Raw genomic sequence first — 24,437 nt, forward strand, 5'->3', positions numbered from 1 at the left:
CCTTTCTTTGCCTTCCAAATCTCTCATCGGCAGGTTGGTCACAACCTTGATAGTTCGCGTGTTACTTTTCAGGTTCCTTTTGAGTCGGAGTTCCCGCCGCTGTCGTCCTAGCTACGGCTGATTGTCCGGACATTGCCTGTACGAGCATGTCGCTGATGCCGAAGGCATGACGCTCTGCCAGCATACGGGCAATGGCCTGCGTGCCGAGACTGGAGACCGTATCGTGCGCCGGGTCGGCATCTCCTTCGTCGGTTGAGGCAAAGCTCTTTTGCAGTTTTTCCATTACCTGGCCGATAAGCATGGCCTCAAATTCACTGGCGCCTTCGCGGATCTTGCGCGCGTCGCCGCCTGTGTGAAGCGCATCGGACGCAAAGCGGTTGTTCAGTGCATCGGCGGCCGAAAGCTGCGAAATCGAACTGCTCATCACATCACCTCCAGTTCGCCCTGCAGTGCCCCGGCGGCCTTCAACGCCTGCAGAATGGAGACCACGTCGCGTGCTGTGGCGCCAATGCTTTGCAACCCGTTGACCAACTGCTCCACAGTTGCGCCTTCACTCAGTTGAATACGGTTCGCCGGAGCTTCCTTGGCGGTGACAGTCGTCTGTGGCACCACCTCAGTCCTTCCCTGCGAGAATGGGCCTGGCTGGGAGACCTGGTATTCGGTTTTGACCTCGATGGTCAAGTTGCCGTGGAGGATGGAGACCGCGCCGAGTTTGACGTCACGCCCCATGACGACGGTGCCCGTGCGCTCATTCACCACCACGCGCGCCGGCGTCGGCACGTCAACGGCCACGTTCTGCACGCGGCTCAATAGTTCCGCGTGTGGCATTCCCGCGGGTGGCGTCAGTTCGATGCGGCGGCTGTCGATTACGTGCGCGGTACTTCCTGCAACCTCGCGGTTGATTCCGCCGGCGACCAGTTCCGCGGTTGTGAAATCCGCCTGCCGCAGCAGAAGGCTCAGCCTGGGCAGTGACGCAAGCTCGATTGAGTTGTCGCGCTCGACGATGGCTCCACCGGGCACGCGGGCGTTGTTCGGCTGGTTCACCTGCTTGTTACTTCCGCCGCCACCTGCCGCGTAACCGCCGGTGGTCAACGGGCCCTGCGCCTCGGCATAGACCTGGCCGTCGGCGGCACGCAATGGTGTCAGCAACAGTGTTCCGCCTTCGAGTGATTTTGCGTCGCCAGTGGAGGATACGGTGATATCGAGTTGAGAGCCGGGGCGCGCAAACGGCGGCAGCGTGGCGGTGACGAAGACGGCCGCTACGTTGTTGACGCGCAGTTGCGTTGGCGCCACTTGCATGCCCATCCGCTGGAGCACGTTCGCCAGCATCTGCGTTGTGAAGACCGTCTGCCGGCTGTCGCCGCGGCCGTTCAGGCCAACCACGAGCCCGTAGCCGATGAGGAGGTTGTCGCGCACACCTTCAATAGTGGAGATGTCGCGCACCCTTACGTGGCGGACCGTGGTGTAGCCAGTGGTGACCGAGAGGGGCCGTTGGCGGTCGGAGAGGCTAGCGATCGGTTTTGCCGCGTCTTGCGCCTCGTCGACCGAAACCTGCCGGGCGGGGGCTGCATCCTGCTTCGGTGCGAGTGCGGGTAGCAATGGCGGCTGTGGCTCGGAAGCCGCCGGTTCGGAATAGAACACGGGCGCGGGCTGCTGTGCGCAGAGCGGCGCGCACACAGCAAGGACAATGAGCGGAAGCATCCGTGTGCGCATCCCTAGAACTCCACCAGCTTCAGCAGCAAGCGCATGAAGATGTTCGGCCTGTGCGTGGCGTCACTGATGACGCCCTTGCCTTTGACCTCGACCTCAAGGTTGGCAAGTTGCGTGGAGAGCACCGAGTTGTCACTGGCAACGTCGCCGGGGCGCACCAACCCGCGCAGTGCAACCGTTTGCCGCTCGTTGTTCATCATCACGTCGCGGCGCGCCTCCACAACCAGGCTGCCATTTGGCAGCACGGCCACAATCTGTCCGGTGAGCGTGGTTTTCAGTGAACTGGCGCCTGCGGTCTGCCCGCTGCCTTTGAGTGTGGTGCTGGAGTTGGCGCCGAGCAGAGGATTCATGCCGCCGGTCTTCAGCTTCCCGGGCAGACCCGTGATTGCCGAACTGGTGGTGAACGCGCGCGAGTTGTTCACCGACTGCGAGGCCGACATCAACGTCTGCTCCACAATCTGTATCTGTATGGCTTCTCCCACGCGGTGCGAGCGATAGTCCGTGCACAGGTCGGAGAGGTTGCTGGTGTTGGTCCACAGGCTGCCCAGCGTCTGCGGCGCGGTCGGCGCCTCCTGCTTCGGAAACTGCTTCAAGTACTGTTCCAGCGAAGCCTGCGGCGATTGTTCTTTCTTCTCCTTCTTCTTGGAAGCGGAGCAGGGTACCGCAAGGAGAGCTATGGCGATGAGCGCAAGAAATAGCCGCTGCAATTTTGTGGAAATATTCATTGTGCTTCTCCCGGCAGTTCGGCGCGGACGTTCCCGTCAGCAAGCAACTGCGCCTGATAGACGCGATGCGTGCGCGCGGCGCGAACGCGGACGGGTTCGCCTGCGAAGGCGGCGGCCAGCACGGTTCCTCGAGTGAAGACCGACATTCCTGCGGAGCGCAGCTCGAGCGGAACGACAGTGCCTGCGCGAAGAAGCGGTGTCCGTGGCTTGAACGGTTTCGGAGCTGTGGTCTTAACTGTCGCGGTGAGGGCCGCGGAGAAGGGAACTGGCTCGCCGGGGCACTGCAGAGAGAGCAGCATCTGTCCGAACTCGTTGCGGCGCACGGAGCGCACGGTGATCTCGTTTGCGGCACACAATGGCCTTGCTGACAGCTCGATCTGCTCTCCGGCGATTCCCGTCACGCCTATGCGAGACACGAGCATGTTCGCCAACTCGGCGCGGTACTGTGCGTCCGGCTTTGCCGCCCATGCAAAGATGGGCCACAACAGGGCGAGCGCCAGCGCGGCGTGGTTGCGCGCGCGCATGGCGCCTGCCTGCCTTGCGGAGAGAGAGCCGGGTTGAGGACGTGCGCTCATGGTCAGCGTCCGAGCTGGTTCACCTGCTGGAACATCTGGTCGGCGGCGTTGACGACGCGCGAATTCGACTCGTAACTGCGCTGAGCCATGATCATCTCGACGAACTCTTCCACCACGTTCACGTTCGACTGTTCGAGCATTCCCTGTGCCACCGTGCCAAGGCCTTCTGAACCGCCGGGCGTGCCGACAATGGCGTCGCCCGAGGCGGTGGTAGGCATGAACAGGTTCTTGCCAATGCTGTTCAGCCCGCCCGGGTTCGGGAACATTGCAAGCTGAATGTTGCCGACGGTCTGCGACTGCGTCTGGCCGGCCTGCGTGATGCTGACCGTGCCATCGGCGCCGATGGCGACCGAAGTGGCGTTGCTCGGAATGGTGATGGCAGGCGTGAGTGCGTCGCCGTCGGCGGTGACAACGTTGCCCGCCTGGTCGAGGTGGAACGAGCCGCTGCGCGTATAGGCAGTGGAGCCATCGGGCATGGTGACCTGGAAGAAGCCCGCGCCCTGTATGGCGATATCGAGCGTATTGCCCGTGGTCTGGAAGTCGCCCTGCGACTGAATGATCTCGGTGGCGGCCGAGCGCGAGCCAAGGCCAATCTGCAAACCTGCCGAAACGGTCTGGCTGGTGGCGGCCGAGCCCGGCATTACAAGGTTCTGGTACATCATGTCCTGGAACTGCACGCGGCGGCGGCGGAAGCCCGCGGTGCTGGAGTTCGAAAGATTGTTGGCGATGTTGTCCAGGTTGGTCTGCTGGGCCATCATGCCGCTGGCGCCGGTATACAAGGCTCGAAACATCGGATCTCCTATACGCGCGGCAGGTCTTCAGCCGCAGTCTTGTTCATTTCGGTGTGGAACATGTTGAGCACGCGGTTGAGCATCTCGGCGTGGCGTTGCAGCGCAACGAGTCCCACGGCGGCGCTGACCGGATTTACGTTCGAGCTTTCCACCATGCCCTGGCGGACGCTGGAAGCAGTGGCGGGTTGCGCCGCGGCCTTCGGCGCGTCATACAGTCCATTGCCTAGGTTGGTGAGTTGCGAGCTGTCGGCAAACTCCACCACCTGCAATTTGCCGGCAACGGCGCCGTCGGCGGAGATGGTGCCGTCCGTGCTGACCGCAAAATTGCCGCTCGGAACGCGCACAGGGCCGTTGGTGCCCAGTACCGCGTCGCCTTCCTGGGTCACCAGCATGCCTGTGGAAGAAAGGCGGAAGTTTCCGTTGCGCGTGTAGCGGGTGCCGTTGGCCGTCTGCACCGCAAAGAAGCCCTTGCCTTCTATGCCGAAATCGAGCGAGTTTCCCGTTTGCTGCAGGTTGCCCTGCGCCAGGTCCAGCCGCGTGTCGCCCAGCGTGCCGAATTGGTTGACCTCGCTGGCGCCCACGAGTCGCAGGGGAGAGCGCGCCACCAGCACCGTGCGGAAGTCCACGGCCTCGCCCCGGTAGCCATTCGTGTTGGCGTTGGCCAGGTTGTGCGCCACCAGATCAAGTTGCTGCATCCTGGAGACCAGTCCCGAGCACGCCGCATAGAATCCGCTGTTCAAGGTGCAACCTCCGCGCAAAGGAAGTGCAACCCACGGGCCAAATTGAATTGGAGTTGGCTTAGAAGCCGGGGGTGGTGTCGCGAGCCGGGAGGCGTGGTCGTATGGAGGTGAGAGAAACCTAATCATGCTGCGAAGACAAGGAATGGCACGCAGCGCAACAGGCCGCGTGCCGCAAGGAGCGAACCAGAGAGTATCTCTACGTATGCAGTTCGAGCGTGACCCAGACGGGATACTCGCCGAACTCCATCACCGCATCCACGGACATGCCGTCGGCAAGCGACCGGGTCTGGTAGTCATTGCCGCTGATCACCGTGGGGACAGACAGCATGCAATGGTTGCCGATGCCGCTGAGTTTGGCCTTGAAGTTACCGGCGATCATGTTGGCAATCTCGCCGAGTGCATCAAAGCTGTCGTCGCTCATCTGTTCGGCAGGCATGCCCAGCATCTTTGCGGTCATGATGCGTGCCGCATCCTGGCAGCAGCGGATGCTCAGCACGCCGCAGAGCTGGCCTGCCAGCCCCACCATGGCGGTGAAATCCGAATTGGGCGGCGCCGTGTTCTCCAGGTGTGGTTTCAGCGGCGTTGCCAGCATGATTTCAAAAACTTCCTGCGTGGAGAGCTCCAGCAGAGGCTTCCAACTGCTGCGGTCCGCCGGAAGGTGGTTGGCAAAAGTGTCGGTCGCGGCCATGCGTCATCGTCCTAAGACCGGAAGTACGTGCTCCTTCACCTGGTCGGGAGTGAAGGGCTTGCGAATGTATCCCTTGGCTCCCAGCGAGAGAGCCTGCACCACGTTGGACTCGCTGCCTTCCGTGGTGATCATGACGACGGGAATGTTGGAAGACTCGGTGGCCTGCACCTGGCGCACGAACTCCAGGCCGTCCATCACGGGCATGTTGATGTCACTGAGGATGAGATCGACGCGATGCTCATTGAGCACGCCCAGGGCTTCCACGCCGTTGCCAGCCTCGAAGACCTGCGACAGGTCCAGCCCGGCCTGCCGAAGGGAACGCTCAACGATTTTTCGCATCACCGAAGAGTCATCCACGATGAGAGCTTTGATCTGGTTCATAGGTTCGCTACCTCAATTCTTCATTCCAGACGGAACGGTGCCGTCCATTGGAACTTTCTAACGCCGCCGCGCCCGCGGCCGGAAGACCAGCGTCGGGCGGTTCTTCTTCAACGGTGCGTGCAGAGCACTGAATTCAGCGGCCATCAAGCGGACCCCATCGCGTCCGGCAAGCACCACCGCATCAGCCAGAGTGCAGTTGCCCACTGCTTCGCAGCTTGCTGTGCGCCGGAGCGCAAACGCAAGCTCCGGGAGCGAGCCGATCGTCTCGACCAGCTTTGCTAGGTCAAGGACGTTGCCCGCCAACAAATCCTCCACCCGCGTCAGCCTGTTCTCAAGGCTTGGTTCAGCGTATTGCGTCACCGCCTCATCTGAACGTGGCGCTGTCCATCTCCGTGTGTCTTCGAGTTGCAGTGTTGAGTTCATGACGGCCTGCACAACTCATCGACACATTGGCGTCGAACTTTAACTGTTTTCCTGTGCCAGGAAGGTCAAATCCATGAACCTCTTATGGCTGATTACCCGTACCCAGAGGGCGCCTTCGCAGGTGGCGTGCCGGACGTCTTCCGCTCCAAGCTGCTGGATGAACTCACGCACGGTGCGGGCGATGGCTGCGCCCGACTCGATGCGGGAAAAAGACTTCTCGTTTTCTGAACAGGAACTCCGTTGCCGAAGGCCGCGTTCAATGACCGTGTCCGGAACCACGCAGGGCTCGGTATGGCAATGCAGAATGCGCTCAATGGCATAGAGTGCGGTGTGGTCGATCGCATCCGCGAATGCGACATACAGATTGCGCGTGGAGGCCGTGAAATGCACCGGAAGCATTCGATGACGCCGCAATAATGCACCGGGCAACAGCGCGGCGCAGCCCGCCTGGATGCTGGCCGAAGGGAAGACCGGGCACGCCCACTGCACGGAGAGCGCCGCCGCGATGTCCTCCTCTGTTGCGTAGCCCTGCTCGCACAGCCACTCTCCCAGACGCATACCGCTGCTGCCATGCTCGCAAACGGCCTGGCGCAACTGCTCTTCCGTGATGGCTCCGCGTGAAAGCAGCAGCAGGCCGATCGGCATGCGCGTCAGCACTGGCCGGCGGGCACTCGCGTAGCGTATGCGCCCGGCTTCTTCGGCAATAGCGGCCTCCACACAGTCCGCGCTGCAATACCAATCCGAGCCATTCACCATAACAGCCTCAAAACGCCGCAGCATGTTTGCCAACGATGTGCTGGAGTTGCCGCAGCCGGGGCGGGCGCAGCGTGGACCAAGCAGTCCCAGCTGCTGCAGTGGCCGCTTCCAGCGGCTGAGCTGCGGTTGAGCCAATGTCATGTCGAGTTCCATTCGAATCTCCTAGGGCAAACATGCGATGCGGTCGCGGGGAGGCGCAACTTCAATCACGCGCAATCCGTAGTGCCCATCGACGAGTACGACCTCTCCACGCGCAATAAGGCGGTTGTCAATCAACAGGTCCACAGGCTCCTGAACGCGGCGGTCCAATTCCACTACGGAGCCGGAAGTGAGTTCGAGAATTTCCTTCAGCAGCATGTTGCGGCTGCCGAAGCGCAGGCTGACCGCCAGCTCGAGATCCAGCAGGATGTCGAGGTTGGAATCACGCAGCATGCGTTGCGCTCTCTCCTGGCTTGCCAGTACCTGGGGAACTGGCGGGCGTGGCACCGACGCAGAAGCGGGCACTGTCGCGTCCTCCACGGGGGCTGCCTCCATCGGGGTGGAGGCCTGCGCGCTCTCTTCGTCGGCCCGGCGCTTCTCGCTCTGATCCAAGGCGTCAGTCAGTGGCTTAGTGAGAATCAGTTGGAACTCAACCCTGCTTTCACCGGCGTCGATGGCGAGCGAGCGCACCGTGCAATCTGCAAAGTCTGGGTGCAGGTCGGACTGGTGTTGTACCTCGAGCGACCCGTAGCGCTGGCGAAGCACACTGGCGGCTGCCCCGCAGATCTGCCGGATCAGTTCTTCCAGCGCCTCTTTGACTTCGTCCGTGAACTCGCTGGTGTCGGTTACGGTCTCGCCGGTGAGCAGTGCCGCGCCGAGGATGGCCTGATGTGTGTCGAAACGGAGGGTGAACTCGCCACCCAGCGGTTCGGTTGTGGAGAAGGAAATGTCAATGCCGGAATCAGCAGGCTCCGCCGCCGCGATCTCGAGTGTGACGTCGCGTCCGGCGATCTGCGAGAGTACATTCCGCGTCGCGTCCGACAAAGTTTCGATGAAGAAGCTGGTTCCGGAGACAGGTTCGCTCATTGAATCTTCCTTTCGTCCGCTGATTCTGGAATCCACTCAAGAACCTGTGCCGCACGCGTGGTTTGCGAGCGTATAGGAAGCGCCGCGAATAGAGCACGACGCGCCACAATCGCTGAGGCTGGCACGGAAGCCGAGTGTGGCAGCGGCAGAATGTCTCCGGGCCTCATGCCCACCAAGCGGTCGATGCTGATCTTCATTTCAGGAAGCGTGAGGTCAAAGCCGAAGGAAAACTCAAGCGCGTGCTCGCGCATCCGGCGTGCCACCTCGGGTGCGGAGCGGCGCTGATCGAATCGAGTCTCGCGATCCAGCGTGCGAAGTAACTGGTTGCTGACGACGGCTGGCAGCGAGACGTTGAGCATGCCGCGCGATTCCGGCATGCGGATTTCAAAGCTGAGGCAGAGCGTTTTGTCGGTCGGGGGCATCAGTCGCTGAATTTGGGCTTCAGTAAGGCGTTCAGCAAACTCGAACGTGACGTTGATCGAAGTCCAGGCACTCTGCAGTTCGTGGCAGAGAATCTGCACCACGCCCTGAAGAATCTGCTCTTCGATCTCGGTGACCTCGCGTTTGTCATTTGACGAGCGGCCGCGTCCGCCGAGAAGCAGGTCAATGATGGGAAACGCCAGCGATAGGTCAAGCTCAATGGCCGCCAACACGCCGAGCGGCTCCACGCGGAACGAAGCGAGGTATGCCACGTCCGGCACGCGCGCCAGAAATTCGCGGAACGTCAATTGCTCCACCGAGACGAGGTTGGTATCGAAGACGACGCGCAGGTAGGCACCGAGCGCATTGGTCAGGTTGCGGGCAAAGCCTTCATGCAACTGGCTGATGGCGCGTACCTGATCCTTCTTGATCTGGCCGGCCTGGCGAAAATCGCATGGCTGCACCTTCTCGTTCACCTGTGCGTTGGCGCGCCCGAGCGCTGCGCGGAACATCGCATCGATTTCATCCTGGTTCAGTACCTTTTCCATGTCGCCTCCAGGGTCTGGCTGACGGCGCGCGCGGCGAGGTGCGCGGGGACGGCCTTTGAGGCCAGCAATTCCTGCAGCCGCGTGCGCAGCCGTATCAGCGCCATCGAGTGAATCTGCGAGACGCGCGACTCTCCGACGCCGAGTACAGCCCCGACTTCTTTCATGGTCAGTTCTTCGTAGTAGTAGAGCGAGAGCACCTGCTGTTCCTTCTCTGTCAGCTCAGAGATAGAGCGCGCGAGCAGAGATTTCATCTCCGAGCGCAGGGTGATGAAGTACGGGCTTTCCTCGGGGTTGCCGGGCAGGTACTCGCACAAGTCCTCCTCGCGGCCGTCCTCATTGCTCTCAATGCGCATGCTGCCGATATCAAGTCCGTCGAGTTCTCCGAGCAGATGATGAAATTCTTCCAGTGGCATCTGTAACTCGGCGGCAAGCTCCAACTCGCTCGGCGAGCGGCCCAGTTCGTGACTGAGCTTGGCGGTGACCTCCTCCAGCATGCGTGCCTTGCGTCGCAGATCGCGCGGACTCCAGTCCAACTCGCGCAGGCTGTCGAGAATCGCGCCGCGGATACGAAACTTTGCGTAGGTCTTGAACTGCACCTGCTTGGCAAAGTCATATTTGTTGAGCGCGTCGATCAGCCCCAGCACTCCGGCGTGGACGAGGTCCTCGAGAGGAACGTGTTGCGGCAGGCGGTCGTGGATATGCCGTGCGATGTAGCGCACCTGTGGAAGCTGGTCGAGCAGGATGCGATTGCGCTCCTCTTCGCTCAGGCTGTGGGAATACGGATTGTCTGTATTCGTCATGACGCGGTCCTCTTGCAAATCAATTCACAACCCCTATGGAGTGCACGGGGACGACCGGAGGAATTTCCCCCGGCGAAAGAACGACTACCTTGGGCAAAAAGGGTTCAAGAATCCGCCGCAGGTGATAGCGGCCGGGCGTGGAGCAGAGAATGATGGGTGTTGCCGTGGGCGTCTGCCCGCCCATGAGCCGTCGCAGCCCTTCCAGCACGCGGCGGACGAATGAAGGTTGCAGCCCCTGCGAACCTGCGGGGGGAAGCTGCGGGTTGAAGGCCATCGCCAGTTCTTCCTCAATGTGAGGATCGAGCGTGACCACGCGCAGTGCGCCATCGTCGGTGAGCAGCGGCCTGACAAGCGCGCGCCCGAGTGCCTGACGAACCGCCTCCACCAGCAGCACCGGGTGCTTGCTCGTGGGCGCGATCTCCGCCAGTGTCTCCAGAATGGTGCCGAGATCGCGAATCGGCACCTGCTCGCGCAGCAGGTTCTGCAACACGCGCTGTACCTCACCGAGAGTCATGAGCTTGGGCACCAACTCTTCCAGCAGCTTTGGATACGAGTCGTTGAGTCTGTCGAGCAGCCGCTTGGTCTCCATGCGGGAGAGCAACTCATGCGCGTGCTGCTTGATGATCTCTGACAAGTGCGTGGCCAACACCGAGGTCGGGTCGATGACGGCGTAGCCAGCGGCCAGTGCCTGTTCCTCAAGGCTCGGGGCAATCCAGCGCGCCGGCACGCCGAAGGCTGGTTCACGGGTCTCGACGCCGGGCAGCTTTGGCGGCTGCGGATCGGAGCTGATGGCGAGCAGTTGCCCATCGGGAATCTCCCAGCGTGCAATTTCCACGCCGCGCGTGTAGATAACGTATTCGCGCGGCTTCAGGCGCAGGTTGTCCGTGATGTGGACACTGGGGATGATGAAGCCGAGTTGTTGTGCCAGGTGGCGGCGCAGCGCGCGCACGCGCTGGAGCAACTGCCCTCCCTGTTTGGCGTCGACCAGCGGCACCAACCCATAGCCGACCTCGAGCGCTAGATCGTCGAGTGCCAGCAGCTGATCGAGTGCTTCGGTGGCGGCCGCAGAGGGCGTGGCTTTCTGTTCCTTCTCGGCAGCGGCCGCTGCTGCTTTCTCCTGCTTGCTCAGCTTCCAGGCCAGTGCGAATGCGCCCGAGGCCATCAGGAAGAAGGAGAACTTTGGCAGACCGGGGATGAGTGCGAGCGAGAGCATCGCTCCACCGGCAATCCAGAGCGGACGAGATTTGGCGAACAACTGCTTCTGGAGATCGCCACCGAGCGAGCTGCCGGAGGACGCGCGCGTGACCACCATGCCGCCTGCGACTGACACCAGCAGCGCCGGAATCATCGTCACCAGTCCGTCGCCAACGGTCAGCACCGTGTAGGTCTTCACGGCTTCCATGAAAGGAATGTCGAGCTGGAAGACGCCGATGAGCAGCCCGGCGACGATGTTGATGGCCGTAATGAGGATGGTGGCGATGGCGTCACGCTGGCTGAAGCGGGCCGCGCCATCCATGGCACCGTAGAATTCGGCTTCGCGCGACACGGCCTCGCGCCGCTCGCGTGCCTGGTGCTCATCAATCAGTCCGGCATTCAGGTCGGCGTCAATCGCCATCTGCTTGCCGGGCATGGCGTCGAGCGTGAAGCGTGCGGTGACTTCGGCGGTGCGCACTGCGCCGTGGCTGACCACGACAAACTGGATTGCGATCAGCGCGATGAACAGCACGAACCCGACGATGTAATTGCCGCCAACGACGAACTGTCCAAAGGCCTGTATGACCGCGCCTGCCGCAGCCGTGCCCTCGTTGCCGTGCAGCAGAATGCGGCGGCTGCTCGCCAGATTGAGCGCCAGCCGGAAGAGCGTGAGCAACAGCAGCAGGCTGGGGAAGATGGAGAACTGCACCGGCTTCAGAATGTGCACCGCCGAGAGCAGCACGATCACGCTGGTGGTAGCGCTGAGCGCCAGCAGCAGGTCGAGCAGCAATCCAGGCAGAGGCACCAGCATCACAAAGACCAGTGATACCGCGGCGCTGGGCAGTAGCCAGTCCACGATGCTGCCGCGCGTGGCGGACTTAGGTGCGTTGGCGGCTGCGGTCATCGCACACCTCCGGCCTTGGCCTGCATGCGGAAGACGAAGGCAAGAATTTCCGCCACGGCGGCGTAGAGCTTGGCAGGAATCTCCTGCCCAATCTCAACCGACTTGAACAACGCCTGCGCCAGCGGAGGGTTCTCCATGATGGGCACGCCGTGCCAGCGCGCCAGTTCCTTGATCTGCTGCGCGACCAAGTTCCGCCCCTTGGCGACCACGACGGGCGCGGCCATGTCGATGCGGTATTCGAGCGCAACCGCAAAGTGCGTTGGGTTGGTGACGATCACCGTGGCCTTCTGCACGTCCTTCAACATGCGTCCGCGGCGGGCCTGCCGTTGCAGGCGCCGGATGCGCGACTTGGTGTGTGGATTGCCTTCTGTTTCCTTGAATTCTTCTTTCAGTTCCTCGCGACTCATCTTTAAGTCGCCTTGCAGCTTCTGTCGGATCGCGATGTAATCCACCGCCGACCAGATGACGAGCACCAGCCCTGCCTTCCAGAACAGCTCGAAGAGCGTGCCAGCGATGTTGGCGCCGATGCTGGAGGCTGAGCCGTCCACCCCGGCCATCATGGAGCGCCAATTGCGCTCGAAGATGCCGTATGCGAGGTAGATGATGATGCCGGTCGGCACCAGCGACTTCAGCATGTTGACCAGCGTGACGGTGGAGAATATCTGCTTCAGCTTGCCCACCGGATTCAGCCGGTCGGGCTTGAAAGCCAGTGCCTTGGGTGCGATCAGGAAGCCGCCCTGTGCGAATGAGGCCAGCAGCGTCATGGCCCATACCGCGCCCAGCGGCAGCACGGTCCACATCACAATCAATTTGGCGGACCACGCGATGACGGGGCTGCCAAAATGAATGTCCTCGCTCGCGGCGCGGCTCAGCAGCGCGTAGAACAGGCGCTTCCATTCGGCTAAGTGCGAAGGCAGTTGTGCTGAAATCACGAAGATTCCGGTCATCATGGCGAGCGCACTCGCAAGGTCCCGGCTGCGTGCAACCTGCCCCTGCTCGCGCGCCTTCTCCAGTCTTCGCGGAGTCGGCTTCTCGGATTTGTTGCTGTCGCCCATCGTTTAATGCGCCAATCGCAGCAGCCGCTCCGTCCAACGGATGGAGTCGGCAAAGTAACGTTCAAACCAGTGCGGCCACAGGGCCATAGCGGCGATGGTGGTCAACATGCCCAGCATCGCCTTTAGCGAAATTCCAACCAGCATCACGGGCAACTGCGGTGACGCTTTGCCGACGAAGGCCAGCACAATGTCGGCCATCATGGTTGCCGCCAGCGCGGGCGCGGCAATCTGCAGTCCACATACCCATATCGCCGCCGCCGCGTGAAATGCGCCTTCCACCACACCTGCGCCGGTCAGCATGGTGCCGCTGGGCAGGTAGTCAAAGCTGCGCGCCATGCCGCGCAGAAGCCAGTGGTGCACATCGAGCCGCAGGAAGATCAGGATGGCGATCATCTGGTAGAAGACGCCGAGCACCGGGGTATCCGCCTGCGTCGTCGGGTCAAAGACGCTGACCAGCGAATAGCCCATCTGCACGCCCAGGACCTGCCCGGCAAATTGCACGCCATCGAAGACCACGGTGGTTGCCAGCCCCAGCAAGACGCCAATGACAACCTCGCTGAGACAGACCTGGAGCCACGCGCCCAAAGTGACCGGCACATGCAACTGCGCCACCGAGGGATAGAGCACGGCGGTCAACATCACAGCCAGCCCCACCTTGATGCGCGCAGGAACCGACGAGCCACCAAAGACCGGCGCGAAGAGCAACAGCCCGCTCACGCGCATCCCCACGGTGAGCACAGCAGTTACGAGTTGGTCGAGCGTCATCATTCGCGTTACTTCAACAGCGGGCGAAAGTCGGAGAACAATCCGAGCGTGAACATTTCCAGGTGTCGCAGAATCCACGGCAGCATCAGCATGATGGTCGCGGCCGTTACGAGCAGGCGCGGCACGGTCGCAATCGTGCTTTCCTGCACGCTTGTGAGCACCTGCCCGATGCTGACCAGCAGGCTGACGACGGTCGCCACCAGCAGAATAGGGGTGCCGATGATGAGCGCCGCCATCAGTGTGTTGCGGCCGAGTTGCACAATGTCTTCCATCGGCATCAGGCAAAGCTCCTCATCAGGGAACCCACCAGCAGGTTCCAGCCATCCACCATCACGAACAACATCAGCTTGATTGGCGTGGAAATGACCACGGGGGGCAGTTGCATCATGCCGACCGAGGTCGTGATCGAGGCGACGACCATGTCAATTACGAGAAAGGGGAGAAACAGCACGGCGCCGATCTGGAAGCCAGCTTTCAATTCGGAGATCAGGTACGCGGGTGCCACCACCCGCATTGGCAACGTGGAGATGTCGGATGGCTTTGCTTCATGTGCAAGCTCGAGAAACAGTGCAAGGTCCTTCTGGCGCGCATAGCGAAGCATGAATCCCTTCACTGGTTCCGAGCCGAGCGCGACGGCCTGGAAAGCATCAATCTTTCCTGACTGCAGCGGCACAATCGCCTTCTGCTGAATGGCGACGCCGACTGGTTGCATGAGGAAGAAGGTCATCACCAGCGAGAGGCCGATCAGCGTCTGATTGCTTGGGGCCGTTTGCGTGCCGAGCGCCTGACGCAGAAAGTGAAAGACGATGAGCAGGCGCACGAACGGCGTCATCGAGAGCAGCAGAGCCGGTAGCAGCGTCAGCACCGTGAGTAAGACCAGAATTGTCCACGGTGTCTGCCCTGCGACTCCGAAGCCGCCGAATGGCTGTGCGTTGGGCGGAGGCGCGAGAGGCACAGGCCCAGCGAATGCCGCTGGAGCAGCCAGCAGCAACGCAAGCAACACGCCCATGCGCGGGAGCCTCATGCCAGCTTCTCCATCGACGGGGCTGCGCGACGCGTGCCACGCGATTTGGATGCAGCAGGCTCGGACGTCAACTGACCGGGCGATGGCGCCAGCAGCGAGACGAGCTTGCGGCTCTCCGCCCGGGTGAGTGCGGGGGAGTTGTTGCGCCGCTGCTGACGTGGTTTGCGCAGTGGGGCAGGCCGTTTTGTCTCTGGTGCGGCAGTGAGCCCGGACAGCAGGCTCACGCTGCCAGCTGCGCCGCCTACGAGGAACTGCTGAGCGCCGTACTGCACCACGGCCACAAAGCGCTTCTCCCCAAGACTGGCCATTTCCATCACGCGTAGCTGCCTCGAATGCGTGTGGCTCTGCGCCCGCAGCAGGTGAAACAGGCGTGTGAAGGCTGTGCGAAGGCGCTCGCGTAGCGTGGTGGACGAAAGCTGACGGGAGAGCGCAGCCTGAAACGCGGTCTGCGGAGCGGCGGGTTTGCGTCGGTTCTTCATGCCAGTTGGGTCAGCCGTATGGCGAGCTGGTTATCTACAACCTCGAACTCGGTCCAGCCGATGAGCTTGCCGTTGACGGAAAGCGGAATGTCCGCGCCCTGCAGCCACTCGGAGTTGACCGTATCGCCGGGTGCAAGTCGCAGCAGATCGCCGACTGTGAAGTGCGGCACAGGAACTTCGATTGCGAGTGTGCAGGTGAGCCAGCGCACTTCTGCAAATGGGTCGTGCACCAGCTGCGGAGCCTCTGGCTGCGTGATCAGTTCGTTCATCAGCGGTTCAGTTGCCATGCGTGCGATGCCGGGTGCTGCTCTGGATTGGAAACGAGCGGTGTATGTGAAGCACGTTCGATCCCTGTCAGTCCCCGTACGAACTGTGTGTTGCAATCTGCGTGCCGCAAAGGTTGGAGCCGGGGCAAAAGAAGAGAAGAACTTACCGTGCCCGAGATGAGAGCCGTCGACGCAGAAGGTGAGGATTAGCGGAGTCTTATGAGAGCGGGTTAAGAAAGCTCCGCCGGATGCGCACCCGGCGGAGCCGCACAGATTACCGTTTGAGCTGGATAGTGTCCTGCATCACTTCGTCAAAGGTGGTGATGGCCTTCGCGTTTGCCTCGAAGCCGCGCTGCGCAATGATCAGCTTGGAAAACTCGGTGGAAATATCGACGTTGGAATTTTCCAGCGATCCACCAGAGAGCGATCCACGCCCACTCGTTCCGGGCGCGCCGATCACAGCCTGGCCGGACGCCAGTGATGCCGTGAAGTTGCTGCCGCCGGCGCGCGTAAGACCCTGCGTGTTGGCAAAGTTTGCCAGCACTATCTGGCCGAGGACTTTTGTCCCGTTCGAGAACGAGCCTTGGATGGTGCCATCCCCGGTGATGGTGAAGTCCTGCAGTGTGCCGCTTGCGTAGCCGTCCTGATAGGTGCTGGCGGTGCTGCTGGCCGATGCCAGTTGCGTCAGCATGCCGCCTCCGCTGGTGTCCTGCAACCTCCAGTTGAAGGTCAGATCATTGGCGCCATCCGAGAGTGTGGAGAGCGTAATGGGCAGCTGGGTAAGCGTATTGCCGGAGGCGTCGGTGGGCATCACAAGGTTGCCATTGCCGTCGAAGTTGAAGGTTCCGGACAACTCCGTGGTGCTGCTGCCCGTGCCGCCGGTAACGTCGCTGCTCGGAATCGATACGGTGTACGACCAGGTATTCGACGCCGTCTTAGAGAATGAGAAGGTCAGCACGTGGCTGTTGCCGAGCGAGTCATAGACCGTGACCGGCGTGGTGTAGGCGGTATCTGTTGTCTTGGCGGACGAATCGAGGTTCGTCTTCAACTGCACTTCGGTTGTGGGGTTGGGCGGGCTGATTTGTCCCTTGCCGACCTGCAGCGGTCCGATGCCGCTGTTCGGGTCCACTACGCCATTCGTTGCCGTATAGCCCATCACCAGGGAGCCATCGCTGGCAACGAGGTAGCCTTCGCTATCGACCGAAAAATCTCCGGCGCGCGAATAGAGATAGCCGCCCTGGTTCTTCAGTACAAAGAATCCATTGCCGCTGATGGCAACGTCGGTGGAGACCCCGGTAGTCTCCACATTGCCGCTCTTGAAGTTCGAGTCGATGGCGCTGACCTGCGTGCCCGCGCCCAACTGCATCGGGTTCCCGTTGCCGCTGGCTCCAAGGTACTGGTACACGAGGTCGCTGAATTCCACGCGCGCTTCCTTGTAGCCGATCGTGTTCAGGTTCGCGAGGTTGTTGGAGATCGTCGACAGCGCGGTCGAGCTTGCCGTGAGGCCGGAAAGCGGAATTGAGAAGTCAGGCATCGTTTACTCCAGTGCGTTTGTCTTGGTGTTGCCGGTTGTGGTGGAACCGCTGCCGGTGCCGAGCGTGTTCTGCACCGACTGATTGATCTGCGCCACCTGGTTCAGAATGTTGAACTGCGTGAGTTGATCAACCATCTGGCCTGGGTCCATCGGCGAAGTCGGGTCTTGCACTTTCAACTCCGTGGTCAGCAGCGTCATGAATTCGTCCTGCAGGCTCTGCGCCGAACTGCTGCCGGCGGACGAGGAAGAAGATGCGGAGTTTGCATTCGCAGTGGGCGAAGCGGCGTTCGTGTTAATGGCTGTGATGCTCATTCCTTGCCTCCTCAGGCCAGAACATTGAGGCTCGCGCCTCCGTGCGCAGGTTGCGGCAAACGCGCTCCCTGCTTGCTGAAATGGATGCCTTGGTGCAGTGTCGCCGAACTGTCCTGCGCGGCGGTCTGAGCAGGGCGCTGCCACTGCGGTTGACCGCCGGAGCCACTCCCCTGTGCGGAGGACTCCATCAGTGAGACGCCGGTGTATTCCACCTGGTGCCGGGCCAGCGTGTTGCCCAGCTCCACCTGGTTGGCGGCAATCACGCGATGCATGTCTTCGCGCTCTACCGCAATCTGCGCCTGCGTGGAGCCGTCGCGCAGGGTCGTGCGGATCTCCACGCGGCCCATCTCCGGCACCTGCAAGCCGAGTTTCCACTCGCCACCGGTTGCCTGCTGCACCAGCCGGGCGTCGTGTACCACCTGTGGATACTGCTGGGATTCAACCGTTCGAGACGCTGCGGCGGATTCCGCCGCAACCTGCAAGTCCGGCAACTCTGCTGACAACTGTGTTGCGTTCGCGATGGAAAGTGCCGCGAAGTTCATCGACAGTGCGGCCTGCCCAATCGCATGGCTCTGGTCGGCAGCCGCATGCGCGGCCTCTATCGGGCGCGTGGCAGGCGGGGAAGCCACCCCCGCCGCTGGGGCGACGGAATCGTTTGGCAGGTTGTCGTTAGGGTGAACATCGTCGAGTTTTGCGAAGGTGCCGGAGACTCGTGTGGTGGCTGGCACCGCTTGCGCGGGCGCTGTTCCCGTGCTCTTGTGCGTGGTGGAAGCCGTAGTATCGTCCCGCCTGGTTGCATGGGTCTTCGGTTCGGCCCCGCCGCCGACCGCCCCAGGCTGCGCTGAGGCCGTGCCTTGAGCCGATGCTGAGGTCGAGGACTGTGACCGCGGTGAGCCAACAAGAGCCAGCGCCGGCGTGTGCTCAACCGGTGAGGCTGCGGACGCTGCGAACGGCTGCTTCTGGCCGGTTTCTTCGGTCGCAACCTCAGGTGTTGCGATGTCCGCTCCGGAAATGGCCTGGGCAGATTTCGGCGTATCTCCTGCCTCGGTTACTCTGCTTGCTTTGCGGACCGCGATTACGGGGGCTGTCGGCAAAGAGGCGGATGCTTCCGAAGCTGTGGAAAGCGAGAAGGGCGAGACTGTGGTCTCCTCTTCCGTGTCCAAGTCGTCAATGGAATCAGGTGCGTTCTGTGCAGGATGTTGGGGCGCGATGCTGCGGGTCGAGCGGGAAGTGGTTGCTTCGGAGGTTCCGGGCGTGACCGGCTCAGTGCTTACGCTGTCAGTCTTCGCGCCTGCTGCCGCCGTGGCTGTCGCGTTCGTGGTCTGAGTGCGAACAGGCACGGCGGCTACGGCGCTCAATTGTGGTTGTGCCGAACTGACGGACCCCGTGAAATTCACGCTCGCATGCTCAGCCACCTGCGCCCGGGCAACAACGGGTGCCACCATGTGCTCGGGAGCACTCTCTGTGCTCGCCGTTTCGCGAGACGGCTTCTGCAAGCCGCGTAATGTTCCGCCGTTCCTACTGTCACACTTCTCGGCAGAAGGCTTCGGCTCGCTCGATGCGGAGCTGCCATCCGTAATCGGCAGGTTTGCAACGGTCAGAGCGGAAACCACGGAGGCCGCCATCTGCTCAGTTGGGGCAATGGCTCCCATGTCCGACTCGTTGTGGGCCGCGGCGGCGGCTGACTCCTGTGTCACCGCGGAGCTTGCCGATAGTTGCAATGGGGCCTGAGCATCTGACTTCCCCTGGGGCGGCGGCAACGGCTGCGCCATAGAATCGTTTTGCTGCTCCGGTGCCGCAGGTTCGCGGGAAGAAGGCCCGGTGTTTGCACGTCGAATTCGCGAGGCGTGCGGTGTTTGCGCCTGAACGCGGGGGCGGGGCTCGGTTTCCGTTGTGACTGGCGTGGAGTTCGCCGTCTCACGCGCCGTCTCCGCACTCGTCGAGGCATCCGCTGCTCCGGCTTTCTGTGCGCCATCGAGCGCACTGGAGAAGCTGTGGCTCGGAATGCTCGTGCACGATGGCGCAACGGTTGGGGCCTGGGTTGCCACTGGCTCGAACTGGATGGTCGCGGTGCTCACGCCCATTGCTGATGCACGTTGGGCACCACTTTCGATTAACGATTTTCGTGGGCAGAAGTTGCCGCAGTGGTCCGTTCTGCTGCGCGTTCGCGGGCAATCTTTGCCAGGTAGAGGTCGTCGAGAAGCTCCTGCAGGGAACGAGCGGTCTGTTTTTCGTACTTCGTCCGCTGCTCGGTTTTCAAATGCTCAACAATTTCCAATCTTCGGCGCGCTGCCAGGTAGGTCTGCAATGCCTTGTTGTTTTCGTCCTGCAATTGCAACAGGCGCTGCTCAGCGGCCTCACGCGCACTCAACATCCCAGCCACGCGCTCTTCTGCCCAGTTGAGCTCGGCAGAACTGACAGTCTGCTGCAGCGCGGCGTGGAGATTGCAACGGGTTTGCAGCAGCCATTGGTCAGCGGAACCAATGAGACGCTGTTGCTGCTGCCGTGCAGAAATGGCGCGTTCCAGCGCACGCCGCTCCGTCTGCTCCAACAGCGAACGCACGCGGCGCAACGTCTCAAGTGGAAAGCGAAATGGCATCAGGCTGGCAGCTTCAGCAGCGCGGCGACGGACTCATCGAAGCGTGCGATTTCAAGCGCATCCTGACGCAGAAACTTCTGGATGCGCGGTACCACTTCCACGGCGCGGTCCAACTCGGAATCCGCTCCGCGCTGGTAGGCGCCAATGCGCAACAAATCCTCCGAGCGCGTGTAGGCCGCCAGCAGACCACGCAACGCCTGCGCCTTGAAGAGATGCTCTGGCCGGCTGACGGCGGGCATCAGCCGGCTCAGGCTCTCCAGAATGTTGATGGGAGGATAGTGTCCCTGCGAGGTCAAGCGGCGATCGAGCACAAGATGTCCGTCGAGCAGGCTGCGCACGCTGTCCACGATGGGGTCCATCAGATCGTCGCCCTCCATCAGTACCGTGTAGAAGGCGGTGATGCTTCCTGCTTCCAGTGTTCCGGCGCGTTCAACCAGGCGGGCCAGCAGCGTAAAGACCGATGGCGTGTAGCCCTTTGCGGTGGGCGGCTCGCCGGATGCAAGCCCGATTTCGCGCTGCGCCATGGCAAAGCGCGTAATCGAGTCGAGCACCAGCAGCACATGTTTGCCGCGTGCACGAAAGTGTTCGGCGATCGCGGTCGCTGCCATGGCTGCGCGCAGCCGCAACAGCGGCGACTGGTCGGAGGTGGATACCACGACAATGGAGCGGCGGCGTCCTTCCTCGCCAAGTCCGTCTTCCAGAAACTCGCGCACCTCTCGGCCGCGTTCGCCCACCAGTGCAACCACTGTCAGATCGGCGGCGGTGCCGCGCGCCATCATGCCAATCAGCGTGCTTTTGCCTACGCCGCTTCCGCCAAAGATGCCGATGCGTTGGCCGCGTCCACAGGTGAGGAATGAGTCGATGGCGCGCACGCCGGTGCCGAGCACTCGCTTGATCGGCGGGCGTTGCATCGGCGCGGGACCGAAGGCCTCCACTGCTACAGAAGCGTCGCAGCGTGGTCGCGGACGGTGATCCAGCGGTGCGCCCGTTGCATCAATCACGCGCCCCAGCAGTGCGTCGCCAACGGGAATCATCGGCCGCAGCCCGCAGGTGGCGACGCGGTCGCCGTAGCGTATGCCGTGCGCTTCTCCCAACGGCATGCTCAGCACCGTGTTGCCGCGGAATCCGACAACCTCGGCAGGGAAGACCGTTCCATCCGATGTAGAGATTTCACAGCACTCCCCCAGTGCGCAGAACGGGCCCTGCGATTCGATGAGCATGCCGGTCGCGTTTGTAACGTGGCCATGCCAGCGCGTGAGAGGCGCTGTGTCCACGGCGCGCAGATAATGCTCCAGCATCACTGCACCACCTGCAGGCTTTTGCCGGACGGGCGGTGGTCCATCAGATCGAAGAGTCCCTGCTCGAGTTCTTTTAGTTGTGGTTCAATGCCAATTTCCGTGGTGCCGAGGTCGGTCTCAAGACGGCAAACGTCGTCGCTGAGCGTGTTGTCGCCGACCCACTCCACTGCAGCCGTGCTGGCCCATTCCAATCGGCGCCAGGCTTCAATCCGCTCCGGCCGCACGAGAAGCCGCACGCGCGTCTTATCTTCCAATTGCTCCAAAGCGACGCGGACCATCCCCGCCAGCAGCAGGTCATCGACGTGCGCCTCGCGATGCAGCACGCGACGTGCAATCGAGAGCGCCAACTGCACTACCTCGCGCTCCACATGCTCGAAATATTGGTGACGCTCGGCTGTGAATTCCTGCACGGCCTGCTGAATCTGCGTTCTGGCCGTTTGCAGTTGTTCGTCGTAGCGCTGCTGCAGTGCGTCCTGCGCTTCGCGCAGTCCCTGTTGCCGACCACGCTCATAGGCCTCGACGCGTTCGGCATCGAGATCGGGCGACGCGGATTGCATTTCGGCGGGCGTGCTCTCCGCCGACTGCGCCGCACCCGCTTGCTCCCGCGACTCCAGCGGGTCGGCGTACTGAAAGAGCCGCACATCGTTTTCCGGCGCCATGTCAGACGGTAAACTCATCTTCGCCATCCTGCTTCAACTGGAGTTTGCCTTCCGCTTCCAGCTTGCGCGCCAGCGCCACGCACTCCTGCTGGGCCTTGGTCACGTCACGCGCGCGGATCGGCCCGAGCGCGTCCATGTCTTCCTTCAGCATGTCCACCGCACGCGAAGACATGGATTTGAACAGGTGCATCTTCAACTGTTCGGGCGCGCCCTTCAAGGCAGTTGCCAGCGTTTTCTTGTCCACCTGCGTCAGCAGCTCGCGGATGCCCGTCTCCGGCACGCCCAGCAGGTCGTCAAAGGTGAACATAAGGTTGCGAATGCTCATGGCGAGCTTCGAGTCATCGCGCTCAATCAGTTCGAGGATGACCTTGCCCGCCGAAGGCTCCATCCGGTTCAGGAGGTCGGCGACGCCCTTGAATCCGGCGTAGGCGCGGCGGCTCTGCTCGCCGAGGGCCTGCATGCGTTTGTGCAGCACCTGCGAAACCTTTTGCGCCATCTCGGGCGAGAACTGGCGCAACTCGGCCAGTCTTCGCACGGCCTGCGCGCGGCTCTCCTCCGGCAGTTTCATCAACAGCGCGGAAGCCTGCTTTGCGTCCAGGTGCGCGAGGATGAGCGCGACCGTCTGCGGATGTTCGCCTTCCACAAACTTTGCGAGTTGCTGCGGGTCGGCTTTCTGCAAGGAGTCGAGCTTGCTGGCGCTCAGTTCCTGTGCACGGCTCACGGCCTCCAGCATGCTCTGCGCCGCTTCATCGCCAAAGGCCTTTACCAGCAGTCGTCGCGCATATTCGCGGCCGCCGGTGGAGAGGTACTCGCTGGTCAGCGTCAGTCCCCAGTACTGCTCCAGAATGGTGGTTGCAAGGTCGGGCGAAATCTGCGGCAGCTCGGCAATCTCCGCTGTGATGTCCTGAATTTCGTTGGCCCCCAGATGCTTGTAGATCATCGACGCAACTTCCTCGCCAAGCAGCACCATCAGGATCGCGGTCTTGCGCACTCCGGTGACTTCGTCTGTGAGTGTGGCGGTCATTTCTTGCCTTCCCTCAACCAGGTCTGGATCAGCTGTGCGGATGCCGCTGGTTTGTCGCGTACCTTGTCCGTGATTTGCCGCCGAAGCTGCGCGCTGCGCTTCACGCCGGGCTCAACCTCGGGAAGCACGAGCAGGTTCTCTTCCTCTTCGAGCGCGGGGTGTCCAGCGGGAAGGGCCGTGCCGTCTGCAGCGGTCGCGCCTGCAATTGCCGCAGTGCCTTCTGCTGTTCCGCTCTTGTCTTTCTTGCCTTTCTTTTCCCTCCCGGCGGGTCCGCCGAACGCGACGATGATCTGCTTCTTGATCGGGCGCAGCACAAGGAAGTAGACAAGCAGGAAGATCAGCAGCAGGCTGACAACGCGGATGGCGGTGGCGTACTGGGAGACCACCTTGCGAACCTTTTCCGACTTGGTGGGCACAGTGACCGTCTCCGGCGGAGGCAGCATGAAGCTGATGTTCTGCACGGAGATGCTGTCGCCGCGTGAGGCATCAAAGCCGATGCTCGCCTTGGCCAGCTCCTCAATCTGCTTCAATTGTTCCGCGGAGCGCTTCTGGCGTTTCTCCGTTACCTGGCCGTTCTTGCTCTCGTAAAGGATTTCATCGTCGATCAGTAGCGCCGCTGTCAGCCGCTTGATGCCTCCGGCGGGGCGCGCCACGTGGCGCACCAGCTTGTTCACCACAAACTGGCTGTTCTCGGTCTTTGAGGATGATTGAGTCTGCGGCTGCTGCGTCACCGCCGTCTGCCCGTTCTTGTTCGGCAGGTTGCTTGCCGTGCCCACCGGCCCGCCGCTGTTCTGCGCCACGCTCATTTCTTCCGACTTCTGCACGCTGATGGCGACCGCGCTGTTCGGCTCGAAGACTTCCTGGTTCTCCTCGGAGAGTCCGTTTTCATATTGCACCTGCACGGAGGTGCGCACGTGGTCGGCACCCACCACCGGCTCAATCGTCTTCTGCAGACGCTGTGCCAGCACCTCGTTGGCGGAGAGTCCGTCGGCATCCACCGTTGGGTCTGTGTTGAGCTGCATGGCTCGGTTGGTGTTGGCGTCCACCACGGTCACGGCTTCGGGCGCCAGCTTGTCGACGGAGCCCGCCACCAGCCGCGCAATCGAGGCCTGCATGGGCGAGGTGATGCGGCCGCTCTTCAGCTTGAGGATTACGGCGGCCTTCGCATTTTGCTCCTTGCCGGCAAAGATCGAGTCGGGTGGCTGCGTGATGTGCACGCGCACGGCCTCCACTCCATTCATTGTGGCAATGGTGCGCTCCAGCTCTCCCTCGAGCGCACGCTGATAGGCCACCTTTTCGTCAAAGTCGGTTGAGGCCCAGTTGTTCTTGTCGAACAGCTCAAAGCCCATGCGTCCGCTGTGAGGGGAAGGCTGCGAGGCCACTTCGAGCCGCGCGGCATCCAGCTTGTCAGACGGCACCAGCACACCGGATCCGTCCGGCGTCAGCTTGGCCTCGATCTTCTTCGCCTGTAACCGCGCCACCAACGCCTGCGCCTCGGCGGGCTCCATGCCGCTGTAGAGAGGCTTCATTTCGCTCTTGCCTGTCAAAAGCACAAACATCAGAAGCGTTGCAGCCACGGCCAGCGCGCCGCCGCCCAGCAGGAGCTTCTGCCGCAAGGTCAGGCTGCGCACAAACTCCCTGGCCTGGGCCAGCGGTTGCTGCGTGGTCGTGGTGATCGCTGTTTCCGCCATGTCACTTCAAC

28 protein-coding genes are annotated in these 24,437 nt (G+C 62.0%); all 28 read right to left on the reverse strand.

Annotated features, from left to right (window positions below; all coding sequences use genetic code 11):
• Positions 1-61: 61 nt before the first annotated feature.
• The gene (locus tag AC6IZO_RS01295; protein WP_497807199.1) at positions 62-424 is read right to left on the reverse strand and encodes a hypothetical protein; all 363 of its coding nucleotides are present in this window, start codon (positions 422-424) and stop codon (positions 62-64) included.
• Complete coding sequence (locus AC6IZO_RS01300; protein ID WP_497807201.1) at positions 424-1,641, reverse strand: flagellar basal body P-ring protein FlgI; 1,218 nt, start codon at positions 1,639-1,641, stop codon at positions 424-426. The genes AC6IZO_RS01295 and AC6IZO_RS01300 overlap by 1 nt, the downstream gene beginning before the upstream one ends.
• Before the next feature lie 74 nt (positions 1,642-1,715).
• Positions 1,716-2,435 carry a flagellar basal body L-ring protein FlgH gene (locus AC6IZO_RS01305; RefSeq protein ID WP_497807203.1) on the reverse strand — a complete coding sequence of 240 codons (720 nt, stop codon included), beginning with the start codon at positions 2,433-2,435 and terminating at the stop codon, positions 1,716-1,718.
• On the reverse strand, positions 2,432-3,010 hold the full coding sequence (locus AC6IZO_RS01310; RefSeq protein ID WP_497807205.1) for a hypothetical protein: 579 nt from the start codon (positions 3,008-3,010) through the stop codon (positions 2,432-2,434). Before AC6IZO_RS01310 ends, AC6IZO_RS01305 begins: the two co-directional genes overlap by 4 nt.
• A gap of 2 nt (positions 3,011-3,012) precedes the next feature.
• Complete coding sequence (flgG, locus tag AC6IZO_RS01315; protein ID WP_497807207.1) at positions 3,013-3,801, reverse strand: flagellar basal-body rod protein FlgG; 789 nt, start codon at positions 3,799-3,801, stop codon at positions 3,013-3,015.
• Between the two features lie 8 nt (positions 3,802-3,809).
• A complete protein-coding gene (flgF, locus tag AC6IZO_RS01320) occupies positions 3,810-4,541 on the reverse strand; it encodes a flagellar basal-body rod protein FlgF (RefSeq protein ID WP_497807209.1) in 732 nt (243 codons plus the stop codon).
• 196 nt (positions 4,542-4,737) lie between these two features.
• Positions 4,738-5,229 carry a chemotaxis protein CheX gene (locus AC6IZO_RS01325; RefSeq protein ID WP_497807211.1) on the reverse strand — a complete coding sequence of 164 codons (492 nt, stop codon included), beginning with the start codon at positions 5,227-5,229 and terminating at the stop codon, positions 4,738-4,740.
• Between the two features lie 3 nt (positions 5,230-5,232).
• Entirely contained in the window at positions 5,233-5,610 is a 378-nt protein-coding gene (locus tag AC6IZO_RS01330) for a response regulator (RefSeq protein WP_497807213.1), read from the reverse strand.
• 57 nt (positions 5,611-5,667) lie between these two features.
• Positions 5,668-6,033 (reverse strand): hypothetical protein, encoded by a 366-nt coding sequence (locus AC6IZO_RS01335; RefSeq protein WP_497807215.1) that lies wholly within the window; start codon positions 6,031-6,033, stop codon positions 5,668-5,670.
• A gap of 39 nt (positions 6,034-6,072) precedes the next feature.
• Positions 6,073-6,942 (reverse strand): cyclic di-GMP-binding domain-containing protein, MshE-related, encoded by an 870-nt coding sequence (locus AC6IZO_RS01340; RefSeq protein ID WP_497807217.1) that lies wholly within the window; start codon positions 6,940-6,942, stop codon positions 6,073-6,075.
• Between the two features lie 9 nt (positions 6,943-6,951).
• On the reverse strand, positions 6,952-7,854 hold the full coding sequence (locus AC6IZO_RS01345) for a FliM/FliN family flagellar motor switch protein (protein WP_497807219.1): 903 nt from the start codon (positions 7,852-7,854) through the stop codon (positions 6,952-6,954).
• Entirely contained in the window at positions 7,851-8,822 is a 972-nt protein-coding gene (locus AC6IZO_RS01350) for a flagellar motor switch protein FliM (protein ID WP_497807221.1), read from the reverse strand. Before AC6IZO_RS01350 ends, AC6IZO_RS01345 begins: the two co-directional genes overlap by 4 nt.
• Positions 8,807-9,622 (reverse strand): FliA/WhiG family RNA polymerase sigma factor, encoded by an 816-nt coding sequence (locus tag AC6IZO_RS01355; protein ID WP_497807223.1) that lies wholly within the window; start codon positions 9,620-9,622, stop codon positions 8,807-8,809. The genes AC6IZO_RS01350 and AC6IZO_RS01355 overlap by 16 nt, the downstream gene beginning before the upstream one ends.
• Before the next feature lie 19 nt (positions 9,623-9,641).
• Positions 9,642-11,720 (reverse strand): flagellar biosynthesis protein FlhA, encoded by a 2,079-nt coding sequence (flhA, locus tag AC6IZO_RS01360; RefSeq protein WP_497807225.1) that lies wholly within the window; start codon positions 11,718-11,720, stop codon positions 9,642-9,644.
• Positions 11,717-12,775 carry an EscU/YscU/HrcU family type III secretion system export apparatus switch protein gene (locus AC6IZO_RS01365; RefSeq protein ID WP_497807227.1) on the reverse strand — a complete coding sequence of 353 codons (1,059 nt, stop codon included), beginning with the start codon at positions 12,773-12,775 and terminating at the stop codon, positions 11,717-11,719. Before AC6IZO_RS01365 ends, flhA begins: the two co-directional genes overlap by 4 nt.
• Before the next feature lie 3 nt (positions 12,776-12,778).
• A complete protein-coding gene (gene fliR, locus AC6IZO_RS01370) occupies positions 12,779-13,543 on the reverse strand; it encodes a flagellar biosynthetic protein FliR (protein ID WP_497807229.1) in 765 nt (254 codons plus the stop codon).
• Between the two features lie 5 nt (positions 13,544-13,548).
• Positions 13,549-13,818: a flagellar biosynthetic protein FliQ gene (locus AC6IZO_RS01375; protein WP_497807231.1), complete on the reverse strand. Its 270-nt coding sequence runs from the start codon at positions 13,816-13,818 to the stop codon at positions 13,549-13,551.
• Positions 13,818-14,564 carry a flagellar type III secretion system pore protein FliP gene (gene fliP, locus AC6IZO_RS01380; protein ID WP_497807233.1) on the reverse strand — a complete coding sequence of 249 codons (747 nt, stop codon included), beginning with the start codon at positions 14,562-14,564 and terminating at the stop codon, positions 13,818-13,820. The genes AC6IZO_RS01375 and fliP overlap by 1 nt, the downstream gene beginning before the upstream one ends.
• Positions 14,561-15,043: a flagellar biosynthetic protein FliO gene (locus AC6IZO_RS01385; protein ID WP_497807235.1), complete on the reverse strand. Its 483-nt coding sequence runs from the start codon at positions 15,041-15,043 to the stop codon at positions 14,561-14,563. Before AC6IZO_RS01385 ends, fliP begins: the two co-directional genes overlap by 4 nt.
• The gene (locus tag AC6IZO_RS01390) at positions 15,040-15,330 is read right to left on the reverse strand and encodes a FliM/FliN family flagellar motor switch protein (RefSeq protein ID WP_497807237.1); all 291 of its coding nucleotides are present in this window, start codon (positions 15,328-15,330) and stop codon (positions 15,040-15,042) included. Before AC6IZO_RS01390 ends, AC6IZO_RS01385 begins: the two co-directional genes overlap by 4 nt.
• A gap of 253 nt (positions 15,331-15,583) precedes the next feature.
• Complete coding sequence (locus AC6IZO_RS01395; protein ID WP_497807239.1) at positions 15,584-16,843, reverse strand: flagellar hook protein FlgE; 1,260 nt, start codon at positions 16,841-16,843, stop codon at positions 15,584-15,586.
• Positions 16,844-16,846: 3 nt separating this feature from the next.
• Positions 16,847-17,155 (reverse strand): flagellar hook capping FlgD N-terminal domain-containing protein, encoded by a 309-nt coding sequence (locus tag AC6IZO_RS01400; protein ID WP_497807241.1) that lies wholly within the window; start codon positions 17,153-17,155, stop codon positions 16,847-16,849.
• Positions 17,156-17,166: 11 nt separating this feature from the next.
• Positions 17,167-18,807 carry a flagellar hook-length control protein FliK gene (locus tag AC6IZO_RS01405; RefSeq protein WP_497807243.1) on the reverse strand — a complete coding sequence of 547 codons (1,641 nt, stop codon included), beginning with the start codon at positions 18,805-18,807 and terminating at the stop codon, positions 17,167-17,169.
• A 461-nt stretch (positions 18,808-19,268) separates the two neighbouring features.
• Positions 19,269-19,754 carry a flagellar FliJ family protein gene (locus AC6IZO_RS01410; protein ID WP_497807245.1) on the reverse strand — a complete coding sequence of 162 codons (486 nt, stop codon included), beginning with the start codon at positions 19,752-19,754 and terminating at the stop codon, positions 19,269-19,271.
• Positions 19,754-21,052: a FliI/YscN family ATPase gene (locus AC6IZO_RS01415; RefSeq protein ID WP_497809910.1), complete on the reverse strand. Its 1,299-nt coding sequence runs from the start codon at positions 21,050-21,052 to the stop codon at positions 19,754-19,756. The genes AC6IZO_RS01410 and AC6IZO_RS01415 overlap by 1 nt, the downstream gene beginning before the upstream one ends.
• Positions 21,052-21,738, reverse strand: a complete 687-nt coding sequence (locus AC6IZO_RS01420) for a FliH/SctL family protein (RefSeq protein WP_497807247.1) — start codon at positions 21,736-21,738, stop codon at positions 21,052-21,054. Before AC6IZO_RS01420 ends, AC6IZO_RS01415 begins: the two co-directional genes overlap by 1 nt.
• Positions 21,713-22,735, reverse strand: coding sequence for a flagellar motor switch protein FliG (gene fliG / locus AC6IZO_RS01425; RefSeq protein ID WP_497807249.1), 1,023 nt, complete (start codon positions 22,733-22,735; stop codon positions 21,713-21,715). The genes AC6IZO_RS01420 and fliG overlap by 26 nt, the downstream gene beginning before the upstream one ends.
• Entirely contained in the window at positions 22,732-24,426 is a 1,695-nt protein-coding gene (fliF, locus tag AC6IZO_RS01430; protein WP_497807251.1) for a flagellar basal-body MS-ring/collar protein FliF, read from the reverse strand. The genes fliG and fliF overlap by 4 nt, the downstream gene beginning before the upstream one ends.
• Between the last annotated feature and the right edge of the window lie 11 nt (positions 24,427-24,437).

This window comes from Oryzophilus luti (assembly GCF_059726245.1).

Bases quoted from the DNA above. Each gene is read 5' to 3' on its own strand.
- AC6IZO_RS01340 (WP_497807217.1), bottom strand. From the start codon at position 6,942: ATGGAACTCGACATGACATTGGCTCAACCGCAGCTCAGCCGCTGGAAG.
- AC6IZO_RS01345 (WP_497807219.1), bottom strand. From the start codon at position 7,854: ATGAGCGAACCTGTCTCCGGAACCAGCTTCTTCATCGAAACTTTGTCG.
- AC6IZO_RS01415 (WP_497809910.1), bottom strand. From the start codon at position 21,052: ATGCTGGAGCATTATCTGCGCGCCGTGGACACAGCGCCTCTCACGCGC.
- AC6IZO_RS01400 (WP_497807241.1), bottom strand. From the start codon at position 17,155: ATGAGCATCACAGCCATTAACACGAACGCCGCTTCGCCCACTGCGAAT.
- fliG (WP_497807249.1), bottom strand. From the start codon at position 22,735: ATGACCGCCACACTCACAGACGAAGTCACCGGAGTGCGCAAGACCGCG.
- AC6IZO_RS01385 (WP_497807235.1), bottom strand. From the start codon at position 15,043: ATGAAGAACCGACGCAAACCCGCCGCTCCGCAGACCGCGTTTCAGGCT.
- AC6IZO_RS01355 (WP_497807223.1), bottom strand. From the start codon at position 9,622: ATGACGAATACAGACAATCCGTATTCCCACAGCCTGAGCGAAGAGGAG.
- AC6IZO_RS01295 (WP_497807199.1), bottom strand. From the start codon at position 424: ATGAGCAGTTCGATTTCGCAGCTTTCGGCCGCCGATGCACTGAACAAC.
- AC6IZO_RS01420 (WP_497807247.1), bottom strand. From the start codon at position 21,738: ATGGCGAAGATGAGTTTACCGTCTGACATGGCGCCGGAAAACGATGTG.
- AC6IZO_RS01365 (WP_497807227.1), bottom strand. From the start codon at position 12,775: ATGGGCGACAGCAACAAATCCGAGAAGCCGACTCCGCGAAGACTGGAG.
- AC6IZO_RS01375 (WP_497807231.1), bottom strand. From the start codon at position 13,818: ATGCCGATGGAAGACATTGTGCAACTCGGCCGCAACACACTGATGGCG.
- AC6IZO_RS01395 (WP_497807239.1), bottom strand. From the start codon at position 16,843: ATGCCTGACTTCTCAATTCCGCTTTCCGGCCTCACGGCAAGCTCGACC.
- AC6IZO_RS01325 (WP_497807211.1), bottom strand. From the start codon at position 5,229: ATGGCCGCGACCGACACTTTTGCCAACCACCTTCCGGCGGACCGCAGC.
- AC6IZO_RS01410 (WP_497807245.1), bottom strand. From the start codon at position 19,754: ATGCCATTTCGCTTTCCACTTGAGACGTTGCGCCGCGTGCGTTCGCTG.
- flhA (WP_497807225.1), bottom strand. From the start codon at position 11,720: ATGACCGCAGCCGCCAACGCACCTAAGTCCGCCACGCGCGGCAGCATC.
- AC6IZO_RS01390 (WP_497807237.1), bottom strand. From the start codon at position 15,330: ATGGCAACTGAACCGCTGATGAACGAACTGATCACGCAGCCAGAGGCT.
- AC6IZO_RS01330 (WP_497807213.1), bottom strand. From the start codon at position 5,610: ATGAACCAGATCAAAGCTCTCATCGTGGATGACTCTTCGGTGATGCGA.
- AC6IZO_RS01305 (WP_497807203.1), bottom strand. From the start codon at position 2,435: ATGAATATTTCCACAAAATTGCAGCGGCTATTTCTTGCGCTCATCGCC.
- AC6IZO_RS01405 (WP_497807243.1), bottom strand. From the start codon at position 18,807: ATGGGAGCCATTGCCCCAACTGAGCAGATGGCGGCCTCCGTGGTTTCC.
- fliP (WP_497807233.1), bottom strand. From the start codon at position 14,564: ATGAGGCTCCCGCGCATGGGCGTGTTGCTTGCGTTGCTGCTGGCTGCT.
- AC6IZO_RS01335 (WP_497807215.1), bottom strand. From the start codon at position 6,033: ATGAACTCAACACTGCAACTCGAAGACACACGGAGATGGACAGCGCCA.
- AC6IZO_RS01310 (WP_497807205.1), bottom strand. From the start codon at position 3,010: ATGAGCGCACGTCCTCAACCCGGCTCTCTCTCCGCAAGGCAGGCAGGC.
- AC6IZO_RS01350 (WP_497807221.1), bottom strand. From the start codon at position 8,822: ATGGAAAAGGTACTGAACCAGGATGAAATCGATGCGATGTTCCGCGCA.
- fliF (WP_497807251.1), bottom strand. From the start codon at position 24,426: ATGGCGGAAACAGCGATCACCACGACCACGCAGCAACCGCTGGCCCAG.
- flgG (WP_497807207.1), bottom strand. From the start codon at position 3,801: ATGTTTCGAGCCTTGTATACCGGCGCCAGCGGCATGATGGCCCAGCAG.
- fliR (WP_497807229.1), bottom strand. From the start codon at position 13,543: ATGATGACGCTCGACCAACTCGTAACTGCTGTGCTCACCGTGGGGATG.